General features: G+C 72.9%; 21 protein-coding genes. 13 read left to right on the forward strand and 8 right to left on the reverse strand.

Annotated elements, in window-relative coordinates; translation table 11 throughout:
* Nucleotides 1-46: 46 nt before the first annotated feature.
* The 6 genes from ABZ261_RS07605 to ABZ261_RS07630 all read right to left on the reverse strand — a co-directional run bounded on the left by ABZ261_RS07605 (nucleotide 47) and on the right by ABZ261_RS07630 (nucleotide 7,852).
* On the reverse strand, nucleotides 47-901 hold the full coding sequence (locus ABZ261_RS07605; protein WP_356856347.1) for a siderophore-interacting protein: 855 nt from the start codon (nucleotides 899-901) through the stop codon (nucleotides 47-49).
* Between the two features lie 63 nt (nucleotides 902-964).
* Nucleotides 965-2,017 (reverse strand): ABC transporter substrate-binding protein, encoded by a 1,053-nt coding sequence (locus ABZ261_RS07610; RefSeq protein ID WP_356856349.1) that lies wholly within the window; start codon nucleotides 2,015-2,017, stop codon nucleotides 965-967.
* A gap of 171 nt (nucleotides 2,018-2,188) precedes the next feature.
* On the reverse strand, nucleotides 2,189-3,349 hold the full coding sequence (locus tag ABZ261_RS07615; RefSeq protein WP_356856351.1) for an acyl-CoA dehydrogenase family protein: 1,161 nt from the start codon (nucleotides 3,347-3,349) through the stop codon (nucleotides 2,189-2,191).
* A 5-nt stretch (nucleotides 3,350-3,354) separates the two neighbouring features.
* Nucleotides 3,355-4,296 (reverse strand): hydroxymethylglutaryl-CoA lyase, encoded by a 942-nt coding sequence (locus ABZ261_RS07620; RefSeq protein WP_356856353.1) that lies wholly within the window; start codon nucleotides 4,294-4,296, stop codon nucleotides 3,355-3,357.
* Nucleotides 4,293-6,224: an acetyl-CoA carboxylase biotin carboxylase subunit gene (locus ABZ261_RS07625; RefSeq protein ID WP_356856355.1), complete on the reverse strand. Its 1,932-nt coding sequence runs from the start codon at nucleotides 6,222-6,224 to the stop codon at nucleotides 4,293-4,295. Before ABZ261_RS07625 ends, ABZ261_RS07620 begins: the two co-directional genes overlap by 4 nt.
* Before the next feature lie 11 nt (nucleotides 6,225-6,235).
* On the reverse strand, nucleotides 6,236-7,852 hold the full coding sequence (locus ABZ261_RS07630; RefSeq protein WP_356856357.1) for a carboxyl transferase domain-containing protein: 1,617 nt from the start codon (nucleotides 7,850-7,852) through the stop codon (nucleotides 6,236-6,238).
* Between the two features lie 98 nt (nucleotides 7,853-7,950).
* Here ABZ261_RS07630 and ABZ261_RS07635 point away from each other — a divergent pair, with 98 nt between their 5' ends.
* The 5 genes from ABZ261_RS07635 (at nucleotide 7,951) to ABZ261_RS07655 (ending at nucleotide 11,579) form a co-directional block, all read left to right on the forward strand.
* Nucleotides 7,951-8,553, forward strand: a complete 603-nt coding sequence (locus ABZ261_RS07635) for a TetR/AcrR family transcriptional regulator (RefSeq protein WP_356856359.1) — start codon at nucleotides 7,951-7,953, stop codon at nucleotides 8,551-8,553.
* A gap of 47 nt (nucleotides 8,554-8,600) precedes the next feature.
* Nucleotides 8,601-8,777 carry a hypothetical protein gene (locus ABZ261_RS07640; RefSeq protein WP_356856361.1) on the forward strand — a complete coding sequence of 59 codons (177 nt, stop codon included), beginning with the start codon at nucleotides 8,601-8,603 and terminating at the stop codon, nucleotides 8,775-8,777.
* A 120-nt stretch (nucleotides 8,778-8,897) separates the two neighbouring features.
* On the forward strand, nucleotides 8,898-10,055 hold the full coding sequence (locus ABZ261_RS07645) for an acyl-CoA dehydrogenase family protein (protein WP_356856363.1): 1,158 nt from the start codon (nucleotides 8,898-8,900) through the stop codon (nucleotides 10,053-10,055).
* 36 nt (nucleotides 10,056-10,091) lie between these two features.
* Nucleotides 10,092-10,967 (forward strand): acyl-CoA thioesterase II, encoded by an 876-nt coding sequence (locus ABZ261_RS07650; RefSeq protein ID WP_356856365.1) that lies wholly within the window; start codon nucleotides 10,092-10,094, stop codon nucleotides 10,965-10,967.
* Nucleotides 10,968-11,270: 303 nt separating this feature from the next.
* Nucleotides 11,271-11,579 (forward strand): hypothetical protein, encoded by a 309-nt coding sequence (locus ABZ261_RS07655; protein WP_356856367.1) that lies wholly within the window; start codon nucleotides 11,271-11,273, stop codon nucleotides 11,577-11,579.
* A 69-nt stretch (nucleotides 11,580-11,648) separates the two neighbouring features.
* Here the strand turns inward: ABZ261_RS07655 and ABZ261_RS07660 are convergent, their stop codons facing one another.
* Nucleotides 11,649-12,449: a phosphatase gene (locus ABZ261_RS07660; RefSeq protein ID WP_356856369.1), complete on the reverse strand. Its 801-nt coding sequence runs from the start codon at nucleotides 12,447-12,449 to the stop codon at nucleotides 11,649-11,651.
* Between the two features lie 79 nt (nucleotides 12,450-12,528).
* Nucleotides 12,529-14,046 carry a helix-turn-helix domain-containing protein gene (locus ABZ261_RS07665; protein WP_356856371.1) on the reverse strand — a complete coding sequence of 506 codons (1,518 nt, stop codon included), beginning with the start codon at nucleotides 14,044-14,046 and terminating at the stop codon, nucleotides 12,529-12,531.
* Between the two features lie 193 nt (nucleotides 14,047-14,239).
* Between ABZ261_RS07665 and ABZ261_RS07670 the strand changes: the two genes are divergently transcribed.
* The 8 genes from ABZ261_RS07670 to ABZ261_RS07705 all read left to right on the forward strand — a co-directional run.
* Nucleotides 14,240-15,700: a sodium:solute symporter gene (locus ABZ261_RS07670; RefSeq protein ID WP_356856373.1), complete on the forward strand. Its 1,461-nt coding sequence runs from the start codon at nucleotides 14,240-14,242 to the stop codon at nucleotides 15,698-15,700.
* A 56-nt stretch (nucleotides 15,701-15,756) separates the two neighbouring features.
* On the forward strand, nucleotides 15,757-16,737 hold the full coding sequence (speB, locus tag ABZ261_RS07675; protein WP_356856375.1) for an agmatinase: 981 nt from the start codon (nucleotides 15,757-15,759) through the stop codon (nucleotides 16,735-16,737).
* Nucleotides 16,734-18,419 (forward strand): thiamine pyrophosphate-binding protein, encoded by a 1,686-nt coding sequence (locus tag ABZ261_RS07680; RefSeq protein WP_356856377.1) that lies wholly within the window; start codon nucleotides 16,734-16,736, stop codon nucleotides 18,417-18,419. The genes speB and ABZ261_RS07680 overlap by 4 nt, the downstream gene beginning before the upstream one ends.
* A 216-nt stretch (nucleotides 18,420-18,635) precedes the next feature.
* Nucleotides 18,636-19,556, forward strand: coding sequence for a serine hydrolase (locus ABZ261_RS07685; protein WP_356856379.1), 921 nt, complete (start codon nucleotides 18,636-18,638; stop codon nucleotides 19,554-19,556).
* 157 nt (nucleotides 19,557-19,713) lie between these two features.
* The gene (locus ABZ261_RS07690) at nucleotides 19,714-23,442 is read left to right on the forward strand and encodes an ABC transporter ATP-binding protein (RefSeq protein WP_356856381.1); all 3,729 of its coding nucleotides are present in this window, start codon (nucleotides 19,714-19,716) and stop codon (nucleotides 23,440-23,442) included.
* A 111-nt stretch (nucleotides 23,443-23,553) separates the two neighbouring features.
* Nucleotides 23,554-23,946, forward strand: a complete 393-nt coding sequence (locus tag ABZ261_RS07695; protein WP_356856383.1) for a hypothetical protein — start codon at nucleotides 23,554-23,556, stop codon at nucleotides 23,944-23,946.
* A gap of 84 nt (nucleotides 23,947-24,030) precedes the next feature.
* Nucleotides 24,031-25,458: a S28 family serine protease gene (locus ABZ261_RS07700; protein ID WP_356856385.1), complete on the forward strand. Its 1,428-nt coding sequence runs from the start codon at nucleotides 24,031-24,033 to the stop codon at nucleotides 25,456-25,458.
* Nucleotides 25,459-25,628: 170 nt separating this feature from the next.
* A partial coding sequence (locus ABZ261_RS07705) for a hypothetical protein (RefSeq protein WP_356856387.1) occupies nucleotides 25,629-26,287 on the forward strand: 659 nt, incomplete at its 3' end.

Genomic DNA, 26,287 nt, shown 5'->3' on the forward strand with positions numbered 1-26,287 from the left:
CGGTGTGGGGCATGTCCGTCCGTGACCGGCGTCACGTGCGGCGGGGTCATCCGGCCGCCCGGAGCTGCTCCTCCGTCATCCCCTGCCGCCAGTAACCGACGAAGGTGATACGCCGCCGGTCCACCCCGCGCTCGCCGACGAAGTGCCGCCGCAGCGCCTTCACCTGCCCGGACTCGCCGGCGAGCCACACGTACGGCCGCTCGGCCGGCGGCAGTTCGGCCTCCCGTACCGCCTCGGCGGCCCGGGGGGACCCGTCGTGCCGCACCAGCCAGGTGATCTCCGCGTCCGCCCGGGTGTGCACCTCCTGGACGTCCCCGGCGTGCGGCACCTCCAGCCACGCCCGGGCGCGCGCGCCCGCGGGCAGCGACTCCAGCACGGCGGTCGCCGCGGGCACGGCGGTCTCGTCGCCGCACAGGACGACGAGACCGGTGTCCTCGGGCGGGCGGAAGCGGATCGCGCGGTTGTCGGCGACCGCCGGCCCCAGCAGCAGGACGCGGTCCCCGGCGCCGGCCCGCGCCGCCCAGCGGGAGGCCGGACCGGCGGGCGTGGGCGCGCCGGGCCCGATGCCGTGCAGGGCGAAGTCGATGTCGATCTCCGCCGTCCGCCCCCACGCGTCGCTCCGCAGCGCCCGCAGGGTGTACGAACGCATCACGGCCCGTACGTCCTCGGGCAGTTCGCGCCAGCCCTGCCACCAGCCGTCGCCCAGTTCCAGCGGGACGACCGGCTCGCGCTGGCCGGGGTGCGGCAGGAACAGGGACAGGGACTGGTCCCGGCCGTCGGAGCGGAAGGCGTGCAGATCGGGACCGGTGAAGGTGACCCGCACCAGGGACGGGCCGAGCCGCCTGGTCCGTACGACCTGCAGGGCGAAGAACCGGAACGGGGCGGCTACGGCCGTCGTCATCTGTGGCTCCCGGGGATGGGGTTCAGGGCATCGCCGGCGGGCCCTCGGCGGGCCCGCCGGAGGTCAGCCGACCTTCTTGGCCTTCTCCAGGGCCTCGGCCAGATTCGTCAGCAGCGGCACGCACTTGTCGTACGACAGGATCGGCTCCGGGGAACGGGCGATGACCTGCCCGGCCTTCACCGCGGGCAGCTTCTTCCAGGTGGCCTTTTTGATGTCGGCGGGCTGGATGGCCGAGGAGCGGTCGTCCATCATGATGATGTCGGCCCGGTACTTGTCGACGTTCTCCCAGCTGAGCGACTCGTACCAGCCTCCGCCCTGCTTCTTGGCGCTCTCCGGGGGCTCCACGAAGTTCACGCCGAGGGACTTGAAGTACTCCAGGTCGACCGAGAGGTTGCTGCCGGAGACGTAGAACAGCTGGTCGCTGGCGCTGCCCACCATCACCTTGAGGTCGGGCTTGGCCTTGGCGGCCGCGCGCAGCCGGGCGGCGGCTTCCTCGAACCGCTTCTTGGCGCCGGTGACCTCGGCGGCCTTCATGTCCGCGCCCAGCGACTCGGCGAGGTCCCACACGCGCTGCAGGGGCTGGGTGAGCGGGCGGTCGTAGACGGAGAGGCCGATGCTGGGGGCCAGTTGGGCGATCTTCTTCTTCGACTCCTCGGGGACGTACCAGAGGGTGCCGGCGTCGTCGAACATCGTCGTGATGAGCACGTCCGGGGCGAGGGAGGCGTACTTCTCGATGCTGAACTGGCCCCAGGCGTTGCCGAGGACCGTCACCTTGCTGACGTCCATGTCGCCGGCCTGGACATCGGGCTTGCCGGCGGTGGTCCTGGTGGGGCCGAAGACGCCCTTGACCTGGATGCCGTAGTCGTACAGCGCGGCGGCGACCCCGGTGAAGGCGACGATGTTCGCCGGGATCCGGTCCAGCTTCACCTTGGTGCCGCGGTCGTCCTGGAAGGACCAGGGACCGGACCTGCCGGCCGCCTTCCCGTCGCCCCCGCCGGAGCCGCTGTCGGCGCCCTTGTCGTCCCCGCAGGCGGTGAGCGCGGCGCCGAGTCCGAGGGCGCCGCCGGCGGCGAGCAGACCGCGGCGAGTGAGGTGGGTGGCACGGGCATGGGGCATGGGTATGACTGCTTTCGAACGGGGCGGGACGCCCGCCGGACAAGTTCGAAGGTAGGTTAGCCTAACCTCACGTAATGTCCAGGGGGCGGGCCCCGTCCGGGGACGGGGCCCGGGACCCGGCGGCAGCGGCCGTCGCCGTCCCCGTCGCCCCGGCCCCTCGGCCCGGCCGGCTCAGCCCGCCAGTCCCAACTCCCGCGCGATGAGCATGCGCTGGACCTCGCTCGTGCCCTCGCCGATCTCCAGGATCTTCGCGTCGCGCCACATGCGGGCCACCGGGTACTCGTTCATGAAGCCGTAGCCGCCGTGGATCTGCGTGGCGTCGCGGGCGTTGTCCACGGCGACCGTGGAGGAGTGCAGCTTGGCCAGGGCGGCCTGCTTCTTGAAGGGTTCGCCGGCCACCAGCCGCGCTGCGGCGTCCCGCCAGGCCAGGCGGGCCGTGTACGCCTTCATCTCCATGTCGGCGATCTTGAACTGGATGGCCTGGTTGGCGCCGATCGGCCGGCCGAAGGCGTGGCGCTCCTTCGCGTACTTCACCGACTCGTCCACACAGCCCTGCGCCAGGCCGGTGGCCAGCGCGGCGATGGCGATGCGGCCCTCGTCCAGGATGCGCAGGAACTGGGCGTAGCCGCGGCCCTCCTCGCCGAGCAGGTTGGCGGCCGGCACCCGGACGTCCTGGAAGGACAGCTCACGGGTGTCGGAGGCGTTCCAGCCGACCTTGGAGTAGGGCGCCGCCACCGTGAAGCCCGGTGTGCCGGACGGGACGATGATCGCCGAGATCCGGGGCCTGCCGTCCGGCTTGCGGCCGGTGACCGCGGTGACCGTCACCAAACCCGTGATGTCCGTGCCGGAGTTGGTGATGAAGCACTTCGTGCCGTTGATGACCCACTCGTCCGTGTCCGGGTCCAGGCGGGCGGTGGTGCGGGTGGCCGCCGCGTCGCTGCCGCCGTCCGGCTCGGTCAGGCCGAACGCGCCCAGGATCTCGCCCGCGCACAGCCGGGGCAGCCACGCGCGCTTCTGCTCCTCGGTGCCGAACAGGTGGATCGGCATGGCGCCCAGCGACACCCCCGCCTCCAGGGTGATGGCCACCGACGAGTCGACGCGGGCCAGCTCCTCCAGGGCGACGCCGAGGGCCAGGTAGTCGCCGCCCATGCCGCCGTACTCCTCCGGGAACGGCAGCCCGAACAGGCCCATGCGGCCCATCTCGCGGACTATCTCGTAGGGGAACTCGTGCCGCTCGTAGAAGTCGCCGATCTTCGGCGCCACCACGTCGTGCGCGAACGCCTCGACCGTGCGGCGCAGTTCCTCCAGCTCGGGGCTGAGACGGTGGTCCATGCTGATCACTGGTCCTTGTGGGAGAGAGCGCGGACGGTGCGGGACGGACTGGGCCGGCCCAGCTGTTCGGCCATCCACACGCTGGTGGCGGTCAGACGGCCGAGGTCGACCCCGGTCTCGATGCCGAGGCCGTGCAGCATCCAGACGAGGTCCTCGGTGGCGAGGTTGCCGGTGGCGGACTTGGCGTACGGGCAGCCGCCGAGGCCGCCCGCGGAGGCGTCGACGACCGTGACGCCGTGCTGCAGCGCGGCCAGGGTGTTGGCGAGCGCCTGTCCGTAGGTGTCGTGGAAGTGCACGCCGATCTCGGCGGTCGGCACGCCCCGCTCGTTCAGCAGGGCGAGGAGCGCCCGGACGTGGCCGGGGGTGGCCACCCCGATGGTGTCGCCCAGGCTCAGCTCGTCGCAGCCCATGTCCCGCAGGGCCGTGCAGACCCGGGCGACCTGGTGCGGCTCCACCGCGCCCTCCCAGGGGTCGCCGAAGCACATGGACACGTAACCGCGCACGTGCACACCGGCGTCCTTCGCCTGCCGCACCACCGGCTCGAACACCGTCAGCGACTCGTCGAGGGTGCGGTTGAGGTTGGCCTTCGCGAAGGACTCGGTGGCGCTGGCGAACACCGCGATGCGGCGGGCGCCGAGGGCCAGTGCCCGGTCCAGGCCGCGCTGGTTGGGGACCAGGACGGGCAGGTCGGCGCCGACGTCGCGGACCAGCGGGAACAGCTGCTCGGCGTCCGCCAGCTGGGGCACCCACCGGGGGTGGACGAAACTCGTCGCCTCGATCGTCGTCAGGCCCGCACCGGCCAGCCGGCGGACGAACTCCGCCTTCACCTCCGTCGGCACCGCCGTCTTCTCGTTCTGCAGCCCGTCCCGCGCGCCGACCTCGTGGATCCGCACCCGCGCGGGCAGGTCCGGGGCGGGCACGGCCATGGGCAGCCCCCCGGCGGTCACTGCGCCGCCTCCTCGCGCGGCGCGACGACGGCCAGCACCTGGTCCATGGCGACCGCCGTGCCCGGCGTCACGTCCAGCTCGGCGACCGTGCCGGCGTGCGGGGCGGAGATGACGTGCTCCATCTTCATCGCCTCGACCACCAGCAGGCTCTGACCGGCGGTCACCTCGTCGCCCACGGCCACCTTGACCACGGTCACCGTGCCGGGCATGGGCGCGGTCAGCGAGTCGGCGCCCGCGTGCGCGGAGCGGCTGAGCGAGGCGGCGACCGGGTCGTGGTCGCGCACGTGCCAGGCGTCGCCGTCCCGGCCGATCCAGTCGCCGGCCCGGTGGAAGGCGTGGCGGACGCCGTCCAGGGTGACGGTCACCCGGTCCTCGGCGACGGTGTGCTCGCCGCGCGGGCTGTACGTCACCGGTTCGCTCACCCTGAGGGGGAAGGCGGGCGGTCTCCGGGTGCCGCCCAGGCGCCAGCCGTTCGGCACCGAGAAGGGGTCCACCCAGCCCTGCCCGCGCGGCTCGAGCGCGTCCAGGCGCACGGCCGCCGCCGCCTCGTAAACCTCCTCGGGGACGTCCGTGGACACCAGTTCGTCCACCACGCGTTCCACCAGCCCGGTGTCCAGCTCGCCGGAGACCACCGCCGGATGGGCCAGCAGCCGGCGCAGGAACCCGGCGTTGGTCTGCACGCCCAGCGTGACCGTCTCCGCCAGGGCCGCCCGGAGTCTGCGCAGCGCCGTCGCGCGGTCGGGGCCGTAGGCGATCACCTTGGACAGCATCGGGTCGTACAGGCTGCCGACCTCGGTGCCCTCGCTGAGCCCCGAGTCGGTGCGGACGCCGTCGCCCTGCGGCTCGCGCAGCAGCAGGACCGTGCCGCCGGAGGGGAGGAATCCGCGCGCGGGGTCCTCGGCGCAGACCCGGGCCTCCACCGCGTGCCCGGTCAGGGTCACGTCCTGCTGCGCGAAGCCCAGCGGCTCCCCGGCCGCCACCCGCAGCTGCCACTCCACCAGGTCCAGGCCGGTGATCAGCTCGGTGACCGGGTGCTCCACCTGGAGGCGGGTGTTCATCTCCATGAAGTAGTACTGCGACGGGTCCCCGCCCGGCACGATGAACTCCACCGTGCCCGCGCCGCGGTACCCGCACGAGCGGGCCGCCTGGACGGCCGCCTCGCCCATGGAGGCGCGCGTGGCCTCGTCGAGGAGCACGCTCGGCGCCTCCTCGACGATCTTCTGGTGGCGCCGCTGCAGGGAGCACTCGCGCTCGCCCAGGTGGACCACGTTCCCGTGGCCGTCGGCCAGCACCTGTATCTCGATGTGCCGGGGCCGGTCGATCCACCGCTCCACCAGCAGCGTGTCGTCGCCGAAGGAGGCACGGGCCTCGCGGCGGGCGGCGGCGATCTCGTCGGCCAGCCTCCCGGCGTCGCGCACGAGCCGCATGCCCTTGCCGCCGCCGCCCGCGGACGGCTTGAGCAGGACCGGCGTGCCGATCTCCCGCGCCGCGGCGGCGAGCTGCTCGTCGGTCAGCCCGCTGCCGCTGGATCCCGGCACCACCGGCACCCCGGCCGCCCGCACGGTCTCCTTGGCGCGGATCTTGTCGCCCATGAGCGCGATCGCGTCGGCCGGCGGGCCGATGAAGACCAGCCCCGCCTCCTCGCAGGCACGGGCGAAGGCCGCGTTCTCCGCGAGGAAGCCGTACCCGGGGTGGACGGCCTGTGCGCCGGTGCGGGCGGCGGCCTGGAGCAGCCGCTCCACCGACAGGTAGCTCTCCGCGGCCGGCGCCGGGCCGATCCGGACCGCCGTGTCGGCCTCCCGGACGTGCCGCGCGTCGGCGTCCGCGTCGGAGAAGACCGCCACCGAGCGCACGCCCAGCGAGCGGAGCGTGCGGATGACGCGTACGGCGATCTCGCCCCGGTTGGCGACCAGCACTGTGTCGAACACGGGTCCCCTCCTCACATCCGGAAGACGCCGAACTGGGGGTCTCCCAGCGGCGCGTTGGCGCAGGCCGTCAGGGCGAGTCCCAGCACCTGACGGGTGTCCAGCGGGTCGATGACGCCGTCGTCCCAGAGCCGGGCGGTGGCGTAGTAGGCGTTGCCCTGGCGCTCGTACTGCGCGCGGACGGGCGCCTTGAACGCCTCTTCCTCCTCGGCGGACCACTCCTCGCCGCGCGCCTGGAGCTGGTCCCGCTTGACCGTGGCGAGCACGGACGCGGCCTGCTCGCCGCCCATGACGGAGATCTTGGCGTTGGGCCACATCCACAGGAAGCGGGGGGAGTAGGCCCGGCCGCACATCGAGTAGTTGCCCGCGCCGTAGGAGCCGCCGACGACGACGGTCAGCTTGGGGACCCGCGTGCACGCCACCGCCGTCACCATCTTGGCGCCGTGCTTGGCGATGCCGCCCGCCTCGTAGTCCTTGCCGACCATGAATCCCGAGATGTTCTGCAGGAACACCAGCGGGATGCCGCGCTGGTCGCACAGCTCGATGAAGTGGGCGCCCTTCTGGGCGGACTCGGCGAACAGGATGCCGTTGTTGGCGACGATCCCGACCGGGTGGCCGTGGATCCGGGCGAAGCCGGTGACCAGGGTCTGCCCGAACTCGCTCTTGAACTCGGCGAACCGCGAGCCGTCGACCACGCGCGCGATGACCTCGCGCACGTCGTAGGGGGTGCGGGAGTCGACCGGGACGGCGCCGTACAGCCCGTACGGATCGACCTTCGGTTCGGCGGAGGGCACCACCTCCCAGGGCGGCGACTGCCGGGCCGGGAGCGTGGCGACGATGTTCCGGACGATCCGCAGGGCGTGCGCGTCGTCCTCGGCGAGGTGGTCGGTGACGCCGGACACCCGGGAGTGGACCTCGCCGCCGCCGAGTTCCTCCGCGGTCACGACCTCGCCGGTGGCCGCCTTCACCAGGGGCGGGCCGCCGAGGAAGATCGTGCCCTGGTTGCGGACGATCACGGCCTCGTCGCTCATGGCCGGGACGTACGCCCCGCCGGCCGTGCACGAGCCGAGCACCGCGGCGATCTGCGGGATCCCGGCCCCGGACATGCGGGCCTGGTTGTAGAAGATCCGCCCGAAGTGGTCCCGGTCCGGGAAGACCTCGTCCTGCATGGGCAGGAAGGCGCCGCCGGAGTCGACCAGGTAGACGCACGGCAGCCGGTTGTCCAGGGCCACCTCCTGGGCGCGCAGGTGCTTCTTCACCGTCATCGGGTAGTACGTGCCGCCCTTGACCGTGGCGTCGTTGGCGACGATCACGCACTCGCGCCCGCTGACCCGGCCGATGCCGGCGATCACCCCGGCCGCCGGGGCCTGCCCGTCGTACATCCCGTCGGCCGCCAGCGGGGCCAGCTCCAGGAACGGCGAGCCCGGATCGAGCAGCGTGTCCACCCTGTCCCTCGGCAGCAGCTTGCCGCGCGCGGTGTGCCGGGCCCGTGCCTTCTCACCGCCGCCGAGGGCCGCCGCGGCCAGTTTGGCGCGCAGCTCCTCCACCAGCGCCCGGTGGGCTGCCTCGTTGGCCCGCCAGGCCTCCGACGCGGGATCTGCCGCGCTCGTCAGCTCCGGTGCCTCCTGCATCCTGCGGTTCCCCTCACCCGGTGATCGAACCTGTTAATGAGCGTTAACCATCACCGTAAGGTTAACGACCGCTAACCGCGCTGTCTAGAATCGACGGCATGGTCACCAGAGCCGACGCCCCGACCCGCCGCGAGCAGATCCTGAAGGAGGCCGCCCGGCTCTTCGCCGAGCGCGGCTTCCACGGTGTCGGCGTCGACGAGATAGGCGCCGCCGTCGGCATCAGCGGCCCCGGCCTCTACCGGCACTTCCCGGGCAAGGACGCGATGCTCGCCGAGCTGCTGGTCGGCATCAGCGGCCAGCTGCTGACCGGCGCCAGACGGAGGCTGGCGGAGGCCGACGGGGTGCCCGCGAGCCGCGTCCTGGACTCGCTCATCGAGGGCCACATCGACTTCGCCCTGGACGACCGCCCCCTGATCACCCTGCACGACCGGGAGCTGGACCGCCTGCGCGACAGCGACCGCAAGCTGGTGCGGCAGCTGCAGCGGCAGTACGTCGAGCTGTGGGTGGAGGTGGTGCGCACGGTGTACCCGGGGCTGACCGAGCCGGCCGCCCGCTCCGCGGTCCACTCGGTCTTCGGCCTGCTGAACTCCACCCCCCACCTCGGCCGCGCCGGCACCCTGCCCGGCCGGGGGGCGACGGCGGCCCTGCTGCACCGGATGGCCCGGGGGGCGTTCGAGGCGGCCGGAGCGGCGGAGGACTGACCCGGGGCCCGCCCCGTCTGCAAGCAACTGGACGAGCTGCTTCGCGCATGCGCCTCCCCGACGCGGTCGTCATCCCGCGCACCGGCACGATCGAGGTGCACTCCGACCCCTGCAAGGGGCGCTACGGCCGCAAGGACCCCTCCATCCACGGGGACCCGGTGGCGTTCGGCCCCTGGACCGTGGAGACCGCTGATTTCCGCCGCTACGGCAGGGCGGGTGGCTGACGCCGGCCGCCCCGCCCGCGCCGGGCGGGGGTGGCACACCTCACCCTGGACGCGTGAGTGTACTCACCGGTATCTTCGCCTCTGAGCAAGCGCTTAGACAGGTACCTGGAGGTGGGCGGCGTGCGCCGTACGGTGTTCAACGAGGATCACGAGGCGTTCCGGGAGACCCTCCGCGCCTTCATCGAGGCCGAGGTCGTGCCCGTCTACGACGAGTGGTTCGCCGCCGGCCAGGCGCCGCGCGACTTCTACTACAAGCTCGGCGAGCTGGGCATCTTCGGCATCAGCGTGCCCGAGGAGTTCGGCGGCGCGGGTCTGGACACCCACAAGTTCGAGGCGGTCCTCTACGAGGAGACCGCCCGCGCCGGCGTGCAGTTCGGCGGCTCCGGCGTGCACGTGCTGCTCGCCCTGCCGTACATCAAGATGCTCGCCACCGAGGAGCAGAAGAAGCGCTACCTGCCGAAGTTCGTCACCGGCGAGGAGATGTGGGCCATCGCGATGACCGAGCCGGGCACCGGTTCGGACCTCGCGGGCATGAAGACCTCCGCCAGGCTCTCCGCGGACGGCACGCACTACGTCCTCAACGGCGCCAAGACCTTCATCACCGGCGGCGTGCACGCCGACCGGGTGATCGTCTGCGCCCGCACGGCCCCCCCGACCGCCGAGGACCGCCGCCACGGCATCTCCCTGTTCGCCGTGGACACCACGTCCGAGGGCTACTCCGTCGGCCGCAAGCTGGACAAGCTGGGCCTGCGCACCTCCGACACCGCCGAGCTGGCCTTCGTCGACGTCAAGGTGCCGGTCGAGGACCTGCTGGGCGAGGAGAACAAGGGCTTCTCCTACCTCGGCCACAACCTGGCCTCCGAGCGCTGGGGCATCGCCTTCGGCGCCTACGCGCAGGCCAAGGCCGCCGTCCGGTTCGCCAAGCAGTACGTGCAGGAGCGCACCGTCTTCGGCAAGCCGGTCGCCCACTTCCAGAACACCAAGTTCGAGCTGGCCGCCTGCCAGGCCGAGGTGGACGCGGCCCAGGCCGTCGCGGACCGTGCGCTGGAGGCCCTGGACGCGGGGGAGCTGACGCCCGCCGAGGCCGCCTCCGCGAAGCTGTTCTGCACCGAGGTCGCCCACCGCGTGATCGACCGCTGCCTGCAGCTGCACGGCGGCTACGGCTACATGAACGAGTACCCGATCGCCCGCCTGTACGCGGACAACCGCGTCAACCGCATCTACGGCGGCACCAGCGAGATCATGAAGACGATCATCGCCAAGGACATGGGCCTGTAAGGTCCCCGCGCACACCGGCAGGTACGCCCACACGCCATGAGCCAGGCACTGCAGGACCTCCTCGATCTGCTCGACCTGGAGCGGGTCGAGGAGGACATCTTCCGCGGCCGGTCGCGCTCCGCCGTCGTCCCCCGGGTCTTCGGCGGGCAGGTAGCCGCCCAGGCGCTGGTCGCCGCCGGACGGACGGTCCCCGCCGACCGGCCCGCCCACTCGCTGCACGCGTACTTCCTGCGTCCGGGCGACCCCGGCGCGCCGATCGTCTACACCGTGGACCGCATCCGCGACGGACGGTCCTTCACCACCCGCCGCGTGGTCGCCGTCCAGCACGGCAGGCCGGTCTTCCACCTGTCGGCGTCGTTCCAGACGTACGAGGAGGGGCTGGAGCACCAGGCGCCCATGCCGCCCGCGCCCGACCCGGCGACCCTGCCCACCTCCGAGGAGCGGATGCGCGGCTACGCCCATCTGGCGCCCGAGGTGGTGGAGCGGTTCCTCGAGGCCCGGGAGGCGGTCGACCTCCGGTACGTGGACGAGCCGCCGTACGGCAGGTTCGGCGAGCCGCGCGAGCCGCACTCGCAGGTGTGGTTCCGCGCCGACGGCAAGCTCGCCGGCGCCGTGGACCAGCCCCTCACCCACGTCGTCCTCGCCACCTACGTCTCCGACATGACCCTGCTCGACTCGGTGCTGCTCGCGCACGGGCGCGGCGGCTGGGCGGTCGGCGATGTCGTGGGTGCCTCCCTGGACCACGCGATGTGGTTCCACCGGCCGTTCCGCGCCGACGAGTGGCTGCTGTACGACCAGCAGTCGCCGTCCGCGCACGGCGGCCGCGGCCTGGGCCAGGCCCGCATCTACACCCGGGACGGGCGGCTCGCCGTCACGGTCGTCCAGGAGGGCGTCGTCCGCGTCCCCCGCTGAGCCGGCGCTCCGGATGACGTGTGACGGATGTGGGACTAGGCTCTTGAAGTGAAAGCCGCAGCGAACGGCATGCCCGGTCGACGAGGTCGCGGAAACCGCCGGACCTCAGCCGCAGCACCGAAGGCGCGTGACGCACGGGTGGACTGCAGGCGTCGGCGCAAGCGTGCGTGCCGCTCATGACGCAGCGGTGACAATCCGAAGACCGCCCCGCCGCTTGCCCGAGGCACGGCGACGGCGGCCATCCACCTCGTGACGTTCCCCCGGGGGAGCCGCGAGAGACGATGGGAACGGAAGGTATCTCCTATGCGAGCACAGCGCACGAGGCGTCTTGTCGCGACGTCGGCGGCCGGCCTCCTGCTGGCCGGCGGAGCCGCGATCGCCGGGGCGGGCACCGCGTCGGCGTCCTCGGACCACCACGACAGCAGCAGCTACAGCCGTTACTCCGACGACTACAAGGACCACGGCAACTGGTGGGACGACGACGACCACGACAACGGTCGTCACAACGGTCACGACAAGGGCGACCACGACAAGGGCGACCACGACAACAAGGGCGACCACGACAAGGGCGACCACGACAAGGGCAAGCACCACGACGACGACTGCGACTGACCGACTCGTCCGCCCACCGACAACGCGGCGTGCGGCTCCGGCTCCGACCGGCCCGCACGCCGCGGCATGTCACCCGGCGGCCCGGGAAAGGCCCGCCTCCGCCAGCAGATAGGCGGTCATCGGGTCGTAGTGACGGGGGCTGGCCACGTGGTCGTCGAGCGGCACCACGACCTGCACCGTGCCCTCGGCCTCGGCGAGGAACAGCGCCGGGTCGTTGCAGTCGGCGTACCCGACCGCGTCCACCCCGTGTTGCCCCGCGTACCCGGCCCAGCCGTGGTCGGCGACCACCAGGTCCGGCAGGGGGCGGCCCGCGCGCTCAAGTCCCGTCAGCACGGCCCGCATCGGCTCCCCGGAGTGGGTGTGCCACAGCGTCGCCCCGTGTTCCAGCACGGCCACGTCCGCGAACTGCATCACGTATCCCTCGTCCGTCTGCAGCCCGTCCGGAATGACGACGATCTCGCAGCCCGCGGCGCGCAGCGCGGCGGCCGTGGCCCGGTGCACGTCCAGCAGACCGCCCGGGTGCCCGGTCGCGAACAGCACCCGCTGGCGCCCCTCGGCGGCCTTGCGCAGCCGCGCCGCCATGCGGTCCAGCGCGTCCACGGTCAGCTCCGGGTCGATGGTGTCCTGCCCGTACCGGTACTGGGGGTCGTCGTTGACGCCCACCCGCTCGGCCATCACCGCGAGCACGTCCTGCTCGTCCGTCCAGCGGTCGCCCAGCTCCAGGCCGAGCCAGAAGTTGCGGACACCGTTGGCGAGCTGACGGTAGTGGGAGAGGTTGTTCTCGCGGGGCGTGGCGACGTCGCCCGCGATACGGGTCCTCACCAGGTGGTCGACGAGCTGGGCGCGGCTGGGTGTCCCGGATATCGGCATGCCTCCCATTGTGAGGCAGGGCGCGGCGGGCGTCCTCGGCACAGCACAGCGGCTCCGGCGGGGCGTCACCCGCCGGCCGTCAGTCCTGCCGCAGCGCGAACCACAGCTCCATGCGCACGTCCGGGTCGTCCAGGTCGGCGTCCAACAGGGCGGCGCAGCGGGCGATCCGCTGCCGCACGGTGTTGCGGTGCACGTCCAGCGCCACCGCCGTACGGTCCCAACTGCCGTGCAGGGACAGCCAGGTGCGCAGGGTGTCGGTGAGCGCCGGCTGCCCCGCGAGCGGTGCGAGCAGCGCCCGCGCGTGCGCCTGCGCCTCCGCCCGCGGCACCAGGCCCGCCAGGCCCGGCCGGGCGCCGTGCCGGACCAGCGAGGTGCGGGTGGCGCGGGCGCGGGCCAGGGCGCGGGCGGCCTGGGCGTCCGCGGCCGGCCACTCGGGCGGGCCGGCGGCGGCGCTCACCCCGAGGACCCAGCCGGGCTGCGGCTCCGGCTCCCGGCCGGCGGGCACCAGCACCCGTACGACGTCCCGGCCGAGGTCGACCAGCGGCGAGCCCAGGGCGGCGCCCAGCGCGGACGCGGCGACCGGGTCCGGGGCCTGGCTCTCGGGCCGGGCGTGCACCACGAGCCACTCCCGGCCGCCGAGCAGCGGCGCGACCGCCTCCGGCGCGGCGCCCAGCAGCAGCCGCACCAGCGCCGAGGACCGGGCCGCGCCGGCGCCGCTGTGGTGCTCGCCGGTGAGGAGGGACAGCAGCACAGCGGCGACGGAGGCGATGGTGTGGTCGCCGGGCTCGCGCCGGGTGCCGGCGACCCCGAGGACGAAGCCCTCCCCGGCCCCCATGGCGTAGGCGGCGAGGTGGGTGTCGCCGACGGTGTCGGTGGCGGAGGCGGGCGACCGGGCCGGCCGTCCGGCGGGGCGGACCACCTCCGCGAGCGCGGCGAGCGCGGCCCGCACCTCCCGCGCCGGCTCCCGGCCGGCCCCGGCGATCTCCGTGCCGTCCGGCCCGTACAGCACCGCACGCCCGTCCAGCCGCTGGGCCAGCCGGCGCAGGAGGGACGGCACCGGGTCCGGGCGGGCGGCGGCGGCCGCGAGGCTCTGCTGGGCCTCCGTGACGCGGCGCAGCTCGGCCAGCCGGGCCTGCGCCATGAGCTGCCACACCGCGCGGGCGACGCCGGAGAACGTGGTCTGCGGCGGGACTTCGAGCAGGGGCAGCCCGTGCCGGTCGCAGGCGGCGGCCAGGGCGGGCGGGACGGCGGCGTGCACGGGGGCGAGCCCGAAGCCGAGGGCCGCGCCGCCCGCGGCGACGATCCGGGAGACGTAGCCGTCGAAGTAGTCCCCGAGGCTCTCGGCCCCGTCCGGTCCGGGGGGACCGCCGTCGGGGCCGGACGCCCCGGGGACGTGCACCCCGGCCGTCAGCAGCAGCTCGCCGCCCAGCAGGTACGGGTACGGGTCGGCCATCTCCGAGGTGTGCGCCCAGTGGATCACGGCGCCGGGGTCCGTGGGCCCGGCGATCTGCCGCAGTGCGAGGTCCTCGCGGGCCAGCAGGGCCCGCAGCGGCACCGGCGGCGTCGGGGGGACCGCCGGGGCGATCGAGTCCGGCATGGTGTGCGTTCCCTCCGTCCCGCCCCGTTCATATGGATGAAACGTACACTTCGCAGTCGCTTTCCGGCCACCTAGTGTCAAGTCGGCACGGCAGCCGCGGGTACGGGCGGATGTCCCCGCGGGCCGCTGCCGGCACATCCCCGAAGCACCTGCACGACACGCCACCGGACTCTGCGCGAAGGAGGGCCGCCCCATGGCCGTCGACTACACAGTGATCGTCGTCTATCTCGCCGGCATGCTGGCCATGGGCTGGTGGGGCATGCGCCGCGCCAAGTCCAAGAGCGAGTTCCTGGTGGCCGGCCGCCGCCTCGGGCCCGCCCTGTACTCCGGCACCATGGCGGCGATCGTCCTCGGCGGCGCCTCCACCATCGGCGGTGTGGGCCTCGGCTACCGCTACGGCCTCTCCGGCGCCTGGATGGTCTTCACCATCGGCCTCGGCCTGCTGGCCCTGTCCGTCCTGTTCTCGGCGCGGATCGCCCGCCTGAAGGTCTACACGGTCTCCGAGATGCTCGACCTGCGCTACGGCGGCCGGGCGGGGGTGATCTCCGGTGTGGTCATGTGGGCGTACACCCTCATGCTCGCGGTGACCTCGACCATCGCCTACGCCACGATCTTCGACGTCCTCCTCGACCTGAACCGCACCGCGGCGATCGTCCTCGGCGGCTCGATCGTCGTCGCCTACTCGACCCTCGGCGGCATGTGGTCCATCACCCTGACGGACATGGTGCAGTTCGTCGTCAAGACGATCGGCGTGCTGCTGCTCCTGCTGCCCATCGCGGTCGTCAAGGCGGGCGGCTTCTCCGAGATGCGCGCGAAGCTGCCGGCCTCCTACTTCGAACCGCTGGGCATCGGCGGCGAGACGATCTTCACCTACGTCCTGATCTACACGTTCGGCATGCTGATCGGCCAGGACATCTGGCAGCGCGTGTTCACCGCCCGCAGCGACCGGACCGCCAAGTGGGGCGGCACCGTCGCTGGGACCTACTGCCTGGCGTACGCCCTGGCCGGCGCGGTGATCGGCACGGCCGCCAAGGTGCTCTACCCGAAGCTGGGCAGCGCCGACGACGCCTTCGCCACCATCGTCAAGGACGAACTCCCCGTCGGCGTGCGCGGTCTGGTGCTGGCCGCCGCCCTGGCCGCCGTGATGTCGACGTCCTCCGGCGCCCTGATCGCCTGCGCCACGGTCGCGAACAACGACATCTGGTCCCGCCTGCGGGGCGCCGTGCGGCGCGACGGCCGCGAGCACGACGAGGTGGCGGGCAACCGCGTCTTCATCCTCGTCATGGGCGTGGCGGTGATCGGCACGGCCATCGCGCTGAACAACGTGGTCGAGGCCCTCACCGTGGCCTACAACCTCCTCGTCGGCGGCCTCCTCGTCCCCATCCTCGGCGGCCTGCTGTGGCGGCGCGGCACCGTCCAGGGCGCGCTGGCCTCGGTGATCGTCGGCGGCCTGGCCGTCATCGGCCTCATGGCCGGCTACGGCATCCTCGCCAACGAGCCCGTCTACTTCGGCCTGGCGGCCTCCCTCGTCGCCTACGCCGCCGTCTCCCTGGCGACGAAGCCCACCGACGAGGCCGTCCTCGCCGCCTGGCGCGAGCGCCTCGCCGGACGGTCCGCCGAACTCGTGTCCGAACCGGTCCCGGCTCCCCAGTAGAGTCATAGGGAAAGCAGCACAAGCGCGATGAAGCGCAAGAAAGAAGGCAATTCACCATGAGCAGCAACGAGACGCCCCGCGGCCCCGTCGACTCCTCCCGCGTCCCGCGGTACGCCGGCCCCGCGACCTTCGCCCGGCTGCCCCGCCTCGACGAGGTCGGCCGCGCCGACGTCGCCGTCGTGGGCGTGCCGTTCGACTCCGGCGTCTCGTACCGGCCGGGCGCCCGCTTCGGCGGCAACGCCATCCGCGAGGCGTCCCGGCTGCTGCGCCCCTACAACCCGGCGCAGGACGCCTCCCCGTTCGCCCTCGCGCAGGTCGCCGACGGCGGCGACATCGCCGTCAACCCGTTCAACATCAACGAGGCCGTGGAGACCGTCGAGGCCGCCGCGGACGAACTGCTCGGCACCGGCGCCCGCCTGATGACCCTCGGCGGCGACCACACCATCGCGCTGCCCCTGCTGCGCTCGGTCGCGAAGAAGCACGGCCCGGTCGCCCTGCTCCACTTCGACGCCCACCTCGACACCTGGGACACCTACTTCGGCGCCGAGTACACCCACGGCACCCCGTTCCGCCGCGCGGTGGAGGAGGGCATCCTCGACACCGAGGCGCTCTCCCACGTCGGCACCCGCGGCCCGCTGTACGGCAAGCAGGACCTCACCGACGACGAGAAGATGGGCTTCGGCATCGTCACCTCCGCGGACGTCTACCGCCGCGGCGCCGACGAGATCGCCGACCAGCTCCGCCAGCGCATCGGCGACCGCCCGCTGTACATCTCCATCGACATCGACTGCCTGGACCCGGCCCACGCGCCCGGCACCGGCACCCCGGAGGCGGGCGGCATGACCTCCCGCGAACTGCTGGAGATCCTGCGCGGCCTCGCGTCCTGCAACCTGGTCTCGGCGGACGTGGTCGAGGTCGCCCCGGCCTACGACCACGCCGAGATCACCTCGGTGGCGGCCTCCCACACGGCGTACGAACTCACCACCATCATGAGCCGTCAGATCGCGGCGGCACGGAAGGAATCGGAAGCGAAGTGACGCACGACCACGACCTGGTACTCCGCCCCACGCCGGCGCAGATCACCGCTGCCCTGACCTCTCCCCCGGGGCGCAACGGCGGAGACCTGGTCGTGGAGACGCTGGCCGGGCTCGGCGCCACCACGGTCTTCGGCCTGCCCGGCCAGCACGCCCTCGGCATGTTCGACGCCCTGCGCCGCTCCTCGCTGCGCTACGTGGGCCTGCGGGTGGAGAACAACGCCGGCTTCGCGGCCGACGCGTACGGCAGGATGACCGGCGAGGCGGCCCCGCTGCTGCTCTCGACGGGCCCCGGCGCCCTGACCTCGCTGGCCGCGCTCCAGGAGGCGGCGGCGGCCAGCGCGCCGGTGCTGGCGATCAGCAGCCAGGTCCCCACGGCCGGCCTGGGCGGCGGCCGGCACGGCTACCTCCACGAACTCCCCGACCAGGCAGCCTCGTTCCGGGGCGTCGTCAAGTCGGTGCACACCGTCCGCACCCCCTCGCAGATCCCGTCGGCGATCGCGGCGGCCTGGAAGTCGGCGCTGACGGCTCCGCACGGCCCGGTGTGGGTGGAGATCCCGCAGGACGTGCTGCTGGCCGAGACGTCGCTGCCGGTGGTCACGGCGATGGACGCCACCCCCGACGACCTGGTCCCGCGCCCCGAACTGACGGCGGTGGCGGCGGACCTGCTGTCCCGCGCCGCCCGCCCGGCGATCGTCGCGGGCGGCGGCGTCGTGCGGTCCGACGCCTCGGGCAAGCTCCTCCAGCTGGCCGAGAAGCTCCGGGCACCGGTGGTGACCACCTTCGGCGGCAAGGGCGCGTTCCCCTGGAACCATCCCCTGTCGCTGCAGTCCTGGCTGGAGGACCGGCACACGACCGACTTCCTGGAGGACGCGGACGTCCTGCTGGTGGTCGGCTCAGGGCTGGGCGAACTGTCCTCCAACTACCACACGTTCAGGCCCCGGGGCCGAGTGATCCAGGTCGAGGCGGACCTCGGCAAACTGGAGTCCAACCACCCGGCCCTGGGCATCCACGCGGACGCCCGCCTGGCCCTCCAGGCGCTGCTGGAGACGGTGGAGGAGCGCACGGACGCCTCGGCGCCGCAGCGGGTGCGGGAGCTGCTGGCCAAGGTCGCCGACCGCATCGCGAGCCAGGGACTCGGCCTGGAACAGGACGTGCTGGCCGCGGTCCGCCGCGCCCTGCCGGCCGGCTCCCCGTCCTTCTGGGACATGACGATCCTCGCCTACTGGGCCTGGTCCGCCTTCGACGCGCAGGGCCCCAACACGATGCACTCGGCCCAGGGCGCCGGCGGCCTCGGCTACGGCTTCCCGGCCGCGCTCGGCGCCGCGGCGGCGGACCCCACGCGTCCGGTCCTGGCGGTGTCGGGCGACGGCGGAGCCCTGTACTCCATCGCGGAGCTGGCCACGGCCCGCCAGTACGACCTCCCCGTCACCTGGCTGATCGTCGACGACGGCGGCTACGGCATCCTGCGCGAATACATGACGGACACGTTCGGCCAGGCGACGGCGACGGAACTGACCCGCCCGGACTACGTGGCCCTGGCGGAGTCCTTCGGGGTGCCGGGCGTGCGCACGACCCCGAAGACCCTGGAGGAGGACCTGGCGAAGGCACTGGCCGCGCCGGGCCCGTCGGTGGTCGTCCTCCCGGCGCTGCTGCGCATGTTCGCCCCGACGCACCTGAACTAGCCGGAACCGGCCGGGGTCCTCGCGCGGGAGAGCCCCGGCCGCCTCCCTCCGCCGTGCCGTGTCCGTCCCGCCCGGCCGGTCTCCGCCGCGCTCCTCCCCTCCCGTCCCGCGGGCGTTCGTACAACTATTCGCTGTCCCCGCGAGTCACCCACACAGCGCACGGGTGCGCTCGACGGCGTTCAGGGGGACGCCGTACGACGTTCAAGGGGACTTCTCATGACTTTCCGGACCTCCGGCCGGGCCGGCGTGCTCGCGGCCGCAATCGGCGCCGCGGTGCTCATACCGGCCGTCACCGCCATCCCGGCCGCCGCGGCCGGTCCCGCGGTGACCTGCACGTCCGCCAAGGCGGGCCTGGCCGACAAACTGAAGAAGGACATCACGGCCGCCCTCGCCGGCCGCAAGGGCACCGTCGCCGTCGGCCTGTACGAACGCAGCACCAAGACCACCTGCACGCTGCGCGCCACCACCGCCTACGACTCGGCCAGCACGGTCAAGGTCACCGTCCTCGCCGCCCTGCTGTGGGACGCCAAGAAGCACGACCGGTACCTGACGAGCACCGAGCAGTCGCTCGCCAAGGCCATGATCACCCAGTCCGACAACACCGCGACCAGCAAGCTCTGGAAGCAGCTCGGCATGACGAAGATCAAGGGCTTCCTGTCGGCCGCCGGGATGACCAGGACCGTGCCGGGGGCGAACGGCTACTGGGGCCTGACCCAGGAGAACGTCGAGGACGAGCAGAAGCTGCTGAAGCTCATCACCGCCAAGAACAGCGTGCTGAGCGACAACTCCCGCGCCTACATCCTCAAGCTGATGGGCCAGGTCGTCTCCTCGCAGCGCTGGGGCACCCCCGCCGGTGCGCCCTCCTCCGTCGCCGTGCACGTCAAGAACGGCTGGCTGCAGCGCTCCACGCACGGCTGGCGCGTGCACAGCCTCGGCACCTTCAACGGCGCCGGCCGGGACTACACGGTCACCGTGCTGACGCAGGACAACAGCACGATGGACTACGGCGTCGCCACCATCCAGAGCGTCGCCAGGGCGATCCACAAGGACCTGGTGCCGACCACCGCCGGCGTCACCCGCTACACGCCGACCGGCGAGCCGCGCGAGGCGTTCGTCGCGGTGCCGCCGCAGGGCTAGGCCGGAATCCCGGCCCCACGGGGCGGTGTCCCGCAGGACACCGTCCCGTCCCGCGCAGGACGCCCCACCAGCCACGACGCGCCCGCGCCAGGAATACGGCCGGACCCGCCGGACGTTGCACCTCTCCGGTAGGGCAGGCCGACAGGAAGGCACCGGTGTGGCACCGCGACGGGGATGGGCACGAAGGCTGGCGGGCTACGCCTGGCGGTACCCGAAGGACGTCGTCCTCGCCCTCGGCGCCTCCCTGGCCGGCATGGCCGTCACGGCCGTCGTCCCCCTGATCACCAAGGTGATCATCGACGATGTCATCGGGAACCACACCCGCGCCATGGCCCCCTGGGCGGCCGCCCTGATCGGCGCGGCCCTCGTCGTCTACGTCCTGACCTACGTCCGGCGCTTCCACGGCGGCCGGCTCGCCCTGGACGTCCAGCACGACCTGCGCACCGAGATGTACGCCACGATCACCCGGCTGGACGGCCGCCGGCAGGACGAGCTGTCCACCGGGCAGGTCGTCGGCCGGGCCACCAGCGACCTCCAGCTGATCCAGAGCCTGCTCTTCATGCTCCCGATGACCGTCGGGAACCTCCTGCTCTTCCTGATGTCCCTGGTGATCATGGCGTGGCTGTCCCTGCCGCTGACCCTGATCGCCCTGGCCGTCGCCCCCGCCCTCGGCTGGATCGCCGTGCGCAGCCGCAGCAGACTGCACCCGGCCACCTGGTACGCCCAGGCCCAGGCCGCCGCCGTGGCGGGCGTCGTCGACGGCGCGGTGAGCGGCGTCCGCGTGGTGAAGGGCTTCGGGCAGGAGGAGCAGGAGACCGGCAAACTGCGCGAGGTGGGCCGCCGCCTGTTCGCGGGACGCCTGCGCACGATCCGCCTGAACAGCAGATACACCCCGGCCCTGCAGGCCGTCCCGGCGCTCGGCCAGGTCGCCATGCTGGCCGTCGGCGGCTGGCTCGCCGTACGCGGGCACGTCACGCTCGGCACGTTCGTCGCCTTCTCCACCTACCTGGCCCAGCTCGTCGGCCCGGTCCGCATGCTCGCGGTGGTCCTCACGGTCGGCCAGCAGGCCCGCGCCGGCACCGAGCGGGTCCTGGAGCTGATCGACACCGAGCCGACCCTGAAGGACGGCCCCAGGACCCTCCCCGCGGACGCGCCCGCGACCGTCGAGTTCGACGACGTGTCCTTCGCGTACGACGGCGGCACGAAGGTCCTCGAAGGGCTCAGCTTCGAAATCCGCCCCGGTGAGACCCTCGCCGTCGTCGGCTCCTCGGGCTCCGGCAAGTCCACCCTCTCCCTGCTCCTGCCGCGCTTCTACGACGTCACCCACGGCGCCGTCCTCATCGGCGGCCACGACGTGCGCGAGCTGACCCTCCCGTCGCTGCGGGCCGCGATCGGGCTGGTCCCGGAGGACTCGTTCCTCTTCTCCGCCACCGTCCGCGACAACATCGCCTACGGCCGCCCGGACGCCACGCAGGAGCAGATCGAGGCCGCCGCCCGCGCCGCCCAGGCGGACCGCTTCATCCGGGAGCTGCCCCACGGCTACGACACCGAGGTCGGCGAGCACGGGCTCACCCTCTCCGGAGGCCAGCGCCAGCGCATCGCGCTCGCCCGCGCCCTGCTCACCGACCCCCGCCTGCTCGTCCTGGACGACGCCACCTCGGCCGTCGACGCCCGGGTGGAGCACGAGATCCACGAGGCGCTGAAGCAGGTGATGCGGGGCCGTACGACCCTGCTCATCGCCCACCGCCGCTCCACCCTCAACCTCGCCGACCGCATCGCCGTCCTCGACGGCGGCCGGCTCGCCGACCTCGGCACCCACGAGGAGCTCCAGCGGCGCTCGGCCCTCTACCGCCGCCTGCTCACCGACCCGGACGAACTGGGCGGGGTCTCGCCCGGCCACGCCCGCCCGGCGCCGGCGCAGGAGGACACCTCCGTCCGCGAGGAACTGGACGCCGAGTTCGACGCGGAGCGCGGGGTGACCCCCCGGCTGTGGACCGGCGACCGCGCCCCCAGGGACCCGGCGCTGTCCGGCGCCCCGGCCACCCCGGAACTCCTCGCCGGGCTGGAGGCGCTGCCCCCGGCCACCGACACCCCGGACGTCGACGAGAACCGGGCGGTGCTGCCCGAGGACTCCTACGGCCTGCGCCGCCTGCTGCGCGGCTTCGGAGCGCCCCTGCTGGTCAGCCTGCTGCTGGTCGCCGTGGACGCGGGCGCGGGCCTGCTGCTGCCGGTGCTGATCCGGCACGGCATCGACTCGGGCGTGGCGAAGACGGCCCTCGGGGCGGTCTGGGCGGCGGCGCTGCTCGGCCTGGTGACCGTGGCCGTCCAGTGGGCCGCGCAGGTCGGCGAGACCCGGATGACGGGCCGTACCGGCGAACGCGTGCTCTACGCGCTGCGGCTGAAGATCTTCGCCCAGCTCCAGCGGCTCGGCCTGGACTACTACGAGCGCGAGCTGACCGGCCGGATCATGACGCGCATGACGACCGACGTCGACGCCCTGTCGACGTTCCTCCAGACCGGCCTGGTCACGGCGTTCGTGTCGGTCGTCACCTTCTTCGGCATCATGGTGGCCCTGCTCGTGATCGACGTGCAGCTCGCCCTGGTGGTCTTCGCGACCCTGCCCCCGCTGGTCGTCGCCACCTTCTTCTTCCGCCGGGCGAGCGTGAAGGCGTACGAGCTGGCCCGCGAGCGCGTGTCGTCGGTCAACGCCGACCTGCAGGAGACCGTGGCCGGGCTGCGGATCGTGCAGGCTTCCCGGCGGGAGCGGGACGGCCGGCGCCGGTTCGCCGAGCGCAGCGACGGCTACCGGCGTGCCCGCGTCCACGGCCAGCGGCTCATCTCCGTCTACTTCCCGTTCGTGCAGCTGCTGTCCTCGGCCGCCGCGGCGGCCGTGCTGGTCGCGGGCGCCGGCCGGGTGGAGGCGGGCACCCTCACCACCGGCGCCCTGGTGGCGTACCTGCTCTACATCGACCTGTTCTTCGCGCCGGTCCAGCAGCTGTCCCAGGTCTTCGACGGCTACCAGCAGGCCACGGTCTCGCTGGGCCGCATCCAGGAGCTGCTGCGCGAGCCGACGTCCACGAAGTCCGCGGAGGAACCCCTGGAGGTCCTCTCCCTGCGCGGCGACATCGCCTTCGAGGACGTGCACTTCGCGTACGGCGCGGGCGACGCGGCCGAGGAGGCGCTGACCGGCATCGACCTGACGATCCCGGCCGGGCAGACGGTCGCGTTCGTCGGTGAGACGGGCGCCGGCAAGTCCACCCTCGTCAAACTGGTCGCGCGGTTCTACGACCCCACCGCCGGCCGGGTCACGGTCGACGGCACCGACCTGCGCGCCCTGGACCTCACCTCCTACCGGCACCGGCTCGGGGTCGTGCCGCAGGAGGCGTACCTCTTCCCGGGCACGGTCCGCGACGCCATCGCCTACGGCCGCCCCGACGCCACCGACGCCGAGGTGGAGGCGGCGGCGCGGGCGGTCGGCGCCCACGAGATGATCGCCGGGCTGGAGGGCGGCTACCTGCACGAGGTCGCCGAGCGCGGCCGGAACCTCTCGGCCGGCCAGCGCCAGCTGATCGCGCTCGCCCGCGCCGAGCTGGTCGACCCGGACATCCTGCTCCTGGACGAGGCCACGGCCGCCCTGGACCTGGCCACCGAGGCCCAGGTCAACCAGGCCACCGACCGCCTGGCCGGCCGCCGCACCACGCTGGTCGTCGCCCACCGCCTGACCACCGCGGCCCGCGCGGACCGGGTGGTCGTGATGGACCACGGCCGGATCGCGGAGGACGGCACCCACGAGGAACTGCTCGCCCGCGGCGGCCGGTACGCCGAACTGTGGCGCACCTTCGCCGGCCGGCCCGAACCGGAGGAGCCGGTCGGCGCCTCCCGCTGAGGGCCGCGCCGGGCCGCTCCGCCGACGGCCGTGCAACCACCGGCACATCTCGTGCGTCCGTACATCAGTACGGAAACGGGGGAGTGCGACCGCGTCACGGGGAGGACGACAGTGGGCAGTGGTGCGATACGCCGGCGACTGGCACTGGGTGCGGCCGTGCTGGCCGCGTCCGGCGTGCTCACCCTCACGGCGGCGGGCGGCGCACAGGCCGACTCGGCCCGCGGCTGCTCCGGGCGCGAGGTGCGGACCCTGCCGTTCCGGACCGGCGTCACGCATGTCTACAAGCGCCACGGCTACGTCTGCGCCGTCACCGTGGCCCGGCGGCCCGGCGCCGCCCGCTTGATGGCGGTCAGCGTGCAGGCCCGCGGCAACCGGCCGGTCGCCGACAGGGGCCGCTACAGGTACCTGGCCGGGCCGGTGACCGTGCACACCGGCCACCGCTGCGTATGGATCCGGGGCACGGTGGGCCGGCACTCGGTCAGCTCCGGCTGGATCCTGTGCTGAGGCGGACCGCGCAATTCCCTCTGGTGTGACGGCAGTTGCTGGGATAGCTTCCGGCGCACATCTGTCTCACAGGGGAGAGTGCGCATGCGCAAGGCGCTCAGATGGCTGCTGGCGCTCACGGTGTTCCTGGGCACCTGGAGCACGGCGGCCGGGGCGGCCACCGCCGCCGGGACCGGGCCCACCGACATCAAGGACCGGCTCCTGTCGATACCCGGCATGAGCCTGGTCGAGGAGAAGCCGTACCCCGGCTACCGCTACTTCGTCCTGAACTTCACCCAGCCGGTCGACCACCGCCGTCCGGAGCGGGGCACCTTCCAGCAGCGGATCACCGTGCTGCACAAGGACACCAGCCGCCCCACTGTCTTCTACACCAGCGGCTACAACGTCTCCACGACGCCCTCGCGCCGCGAGCCCACCCAGATCGTGGACGGCAACCAAGTCTCCCTGGAGTACCGCTTCTTCACCCCGTCCCGCCCCGACCCGGCCGACTGGTCCAAGCTCGACATCTGGCAGGCGGCGAGCGACCAGCACCGCGTCTTCACCGCGCTCAAGGCCGTCTACCCCGCCAACTGGCTGGCCACGGGCGGCTCCAAGGGAGGCATGACGGCCACCTACTACGAGCGGTTCTACCCGCGGGACATGGACGGCGTGGTGGCGTACGTGGCCCCCAACGACGTGGTCGACGACGAGGATTCCGCCTACGACCGCTTCTTCGCCCGCGTCGGCACCAAGGAGTGCCGGGACCGGCTGAACGCCGTCCAGCGGGAGGCGCTGGTCCGCCGGAAGCCGCTGGAGGAGAGGTACGCGCGGTACGCCGCCGACAACGGCTACACCTTCGGCACCATCGGCGGACTGGACCGGGCGTACGAGGCGGTCGTCCTCGACTACGTGTGGGGCTTCTGGCAGTACAGCCTGCTGAAGGACTGCGACACGATCCCGGCCGACGCGGCCCGCGCGAGCGACGAGGAGATCTGGAACTCGGTCGACACCGTCTCCGGCTTCTCCGCCTACACCGACCAGGGGCTGGAGACGTACACGCCGTACTACTACCAGGCGGGCACGCAGCTCGGGGCGCCGACGATCCACTTCCCGCACATCGAGAAGCGGCTCGTCCGGTACGGCTACCAGCCGCCCCGGAACTTCGTGCCCCGGTCGATCCCGATGCGCTTCCAGCCGGGCGTCATGCGGGACGTGGACGCGTGGGTCCGCCACCACGCCAGGCACATGCTCTTCGTCTACGGCCAGAACGACCCCTGGGGTTCGGAGCGCTTCCGCCCGGGCGCGGGCGCCCGTGACGCCTACGTCTTCACCGCGCCCGGCCAGAACCACGGGGCGAACGTCGCGGGCCTGACCGCCGGCGAGAAGTCCTTCGCCACGGCGCGGATCCTGCAGTGGGCGGGCGTCGCGCCGGCCGCGGTCCAGGCCGACCCGTCGGCGGCGAAGCCGTTGGCGCGCTACGACGCGAAGCTGGACGTGCGGGACGTGGAGCGGGAGCCCGCGCTGCGTCCGTGACGCCGGTCTTCTACCCGCCGTGCCCGGCGGGGTCAAGCCCCGAGATCTCGGAGCATGACCCTGCCGGGCGACTCCGGCCTACTGGAGGTGCGGGCCTCACCGGGAACCACCGGACCGGACACGAGGCACCGGGCGCGATCGGCGCCGATCACCACCAGTGGGAGAAGACCATGACTCGCATCATCCGCAAGAAGTCCACGCCCAAGCGCCGCATCGGCATCGGGGCGGCGGTGGCCTCGGCCGTCGTGGCCACCGGCGGGGTCGTCCTGCCCGCCACGACGGCGATGGCGGCCCCGTCGGCCGAGGCGAGCGTCGTCTCGGTCGCCGAGCACGGGGGCAAGGGCAAGAACAAGCACCACAAGCACCACAAGCACTGCTGGGACAAGAAGCACAAGTGGAACAAGAAGAAGAAGTTCTCCTGCTGGGGCAAGAACAAGGAGTACCACTGGGATCCCGGCTACAAGATCTACTACGTGGTGGTGAAGCACCATAAGTACTACTGCTGGGAGACCAAGCACCAGTGGGACTACTGGGACCACCACAAGAAGGACCCGAAGTGGGACCCGAGGGACCCCGAGGCTCCGAAGGACCCCAAGAACCCGAAGGACCCGAAGGACCCGAAGGATCCCAAGGAGGAGCCCAAGGACCCCAAGGACCCGAAGGAGGAGCCCAAGGACCCGAAGGACCCGGGCACCGAGGAAGGCACCGGTACTGGGGAGGGCACGGGCACCGAGGAGGGCACGGGCACCGAGGAGGGCACGGGCACCGAGGAGGGCACGGGCACCGAGGAGGGCACGGGCACCGAGGAGGGCACGGGCACCGAGGAGGG

The sequence above is a fragment of the Streptomyces sp. NPDC006193 genome, from assembly GCF_040613915.1.
In the GTDB taxonomy this organism is placed as follows: domain Bacteria; phylum Actinomycetota; class Actinomycetes; order Streptomycetales; family Streptomycetaceae; genus Streptomyces.

What these genes read in the sequence shown, in the direction of transcription:
- ABZ261_RS07670 (WP_356856373.1), top strand. Translation starts at nt 14,240, where the DNA reads ATGGCCGTCGACTACACAGTGATCGTCGTCTATCTCGCCGGCATGCTG.
- ABZ261_RS07660 (WP_356856369.1), bottom strand. Translation starts at nt 12,449, where the DNA reads ATGCCGATATCCGGGACACCCAGCCGCGCCCAGCTCGTCGACCACCTG.
- ABZ261_RS07655 (WP_356856367.1), top strand. Translation starts at nt 11,271, where the DNA reads ATGCGAGCACAGCGCACGAGGCGTCTTGTCGCGACGTCGGCGGCCGGC.
- ABZ261_RS07615 (WP_356856351.1), bottom strand. Translation starts at nt 3,349, where the DNA reads ATGGACCACCGTCTCAGCCCCGAGCTGGAGGAACTGCGCCGCACGGTC.
- ABZ261_RS07635 (WP_356856359.1), top strand. Translation starts at nt 7,951, where the DNA reads ATGGTCACCAGAGCCGACGCCCCGACCCGCCGCGAGCAGATCCTGAAG.
- speB (WP_356856375.1), top strand. Translation starts at nt 15,757, where the DNA reads ATGAGCAGCAACGAGACGCCCCGCGGCCCCGTCGACTCCTCCCGCGTC.
- ABZ261_RS07610 (WP_356856349.1), bottom strand. Translation starts at nt 2,017, where the DNA reads ATGCCCCATGCCCGTGCCACCCACCTCACTCGCCGCGGTCTGCTCGCC.
- ABZ261_RS07605 (WP_356856347.1), bottom strand. Translation starts at nt 901, where the DNA reads ATGACGACGGCCGTAGCCGCCCCGTTCCGGTTCTTCGCCCTGCAGGTC.
- ABZ261_RS07685 (WP_356856379.1), top strand. Translation starts at nt 18,636, where the DNA reads ATGACTTTCCGGACCTCCGGCCGGGCCGGCGTGCTCGCGGCCGCAATC.
- ABZ261_RS07700 (WP_356856385.1), top strand. Translation starts at nt 24,031, where the DNA reads ATGCGCAAGGCGCTCAGATGGCTGCTGGCGCTCACGGTGTTCCTGGGC.
- ABZ261_RS07650 (WP_356856365.1), top strand. Translation starts at nt 10,092, where the DNA reads ATGAGCCAGGCACTGCAGGACCTCCTCGATCTGCTCGACCTGGAGCGG.
- ABZ261_RS07665 (WP_356856371.1), bottom strand. Translation starts at nt 14,046, where the DNA reads ATGCCGGACTCGATCGCCCCGGCGGTCCCCCCGACGCCGCCGGTGCCG.
- ABZ261_RS07630 (WP_356856357.1), bottom strand. Translation starts at nt 7,852, where the DNA reads ATGCAGGAGGCACCGGAGCTGACGAGCGCGGCAGATCCCGCGTCGGAG.
- ABZ261_RS07640 (WP_356856361.1), top strand. Translation starts at nt 8,601, where the DNA reads ATGCGCCTCCCCGACGCGGTCGTCATCCCGCGCACCGGCACGATCGAG.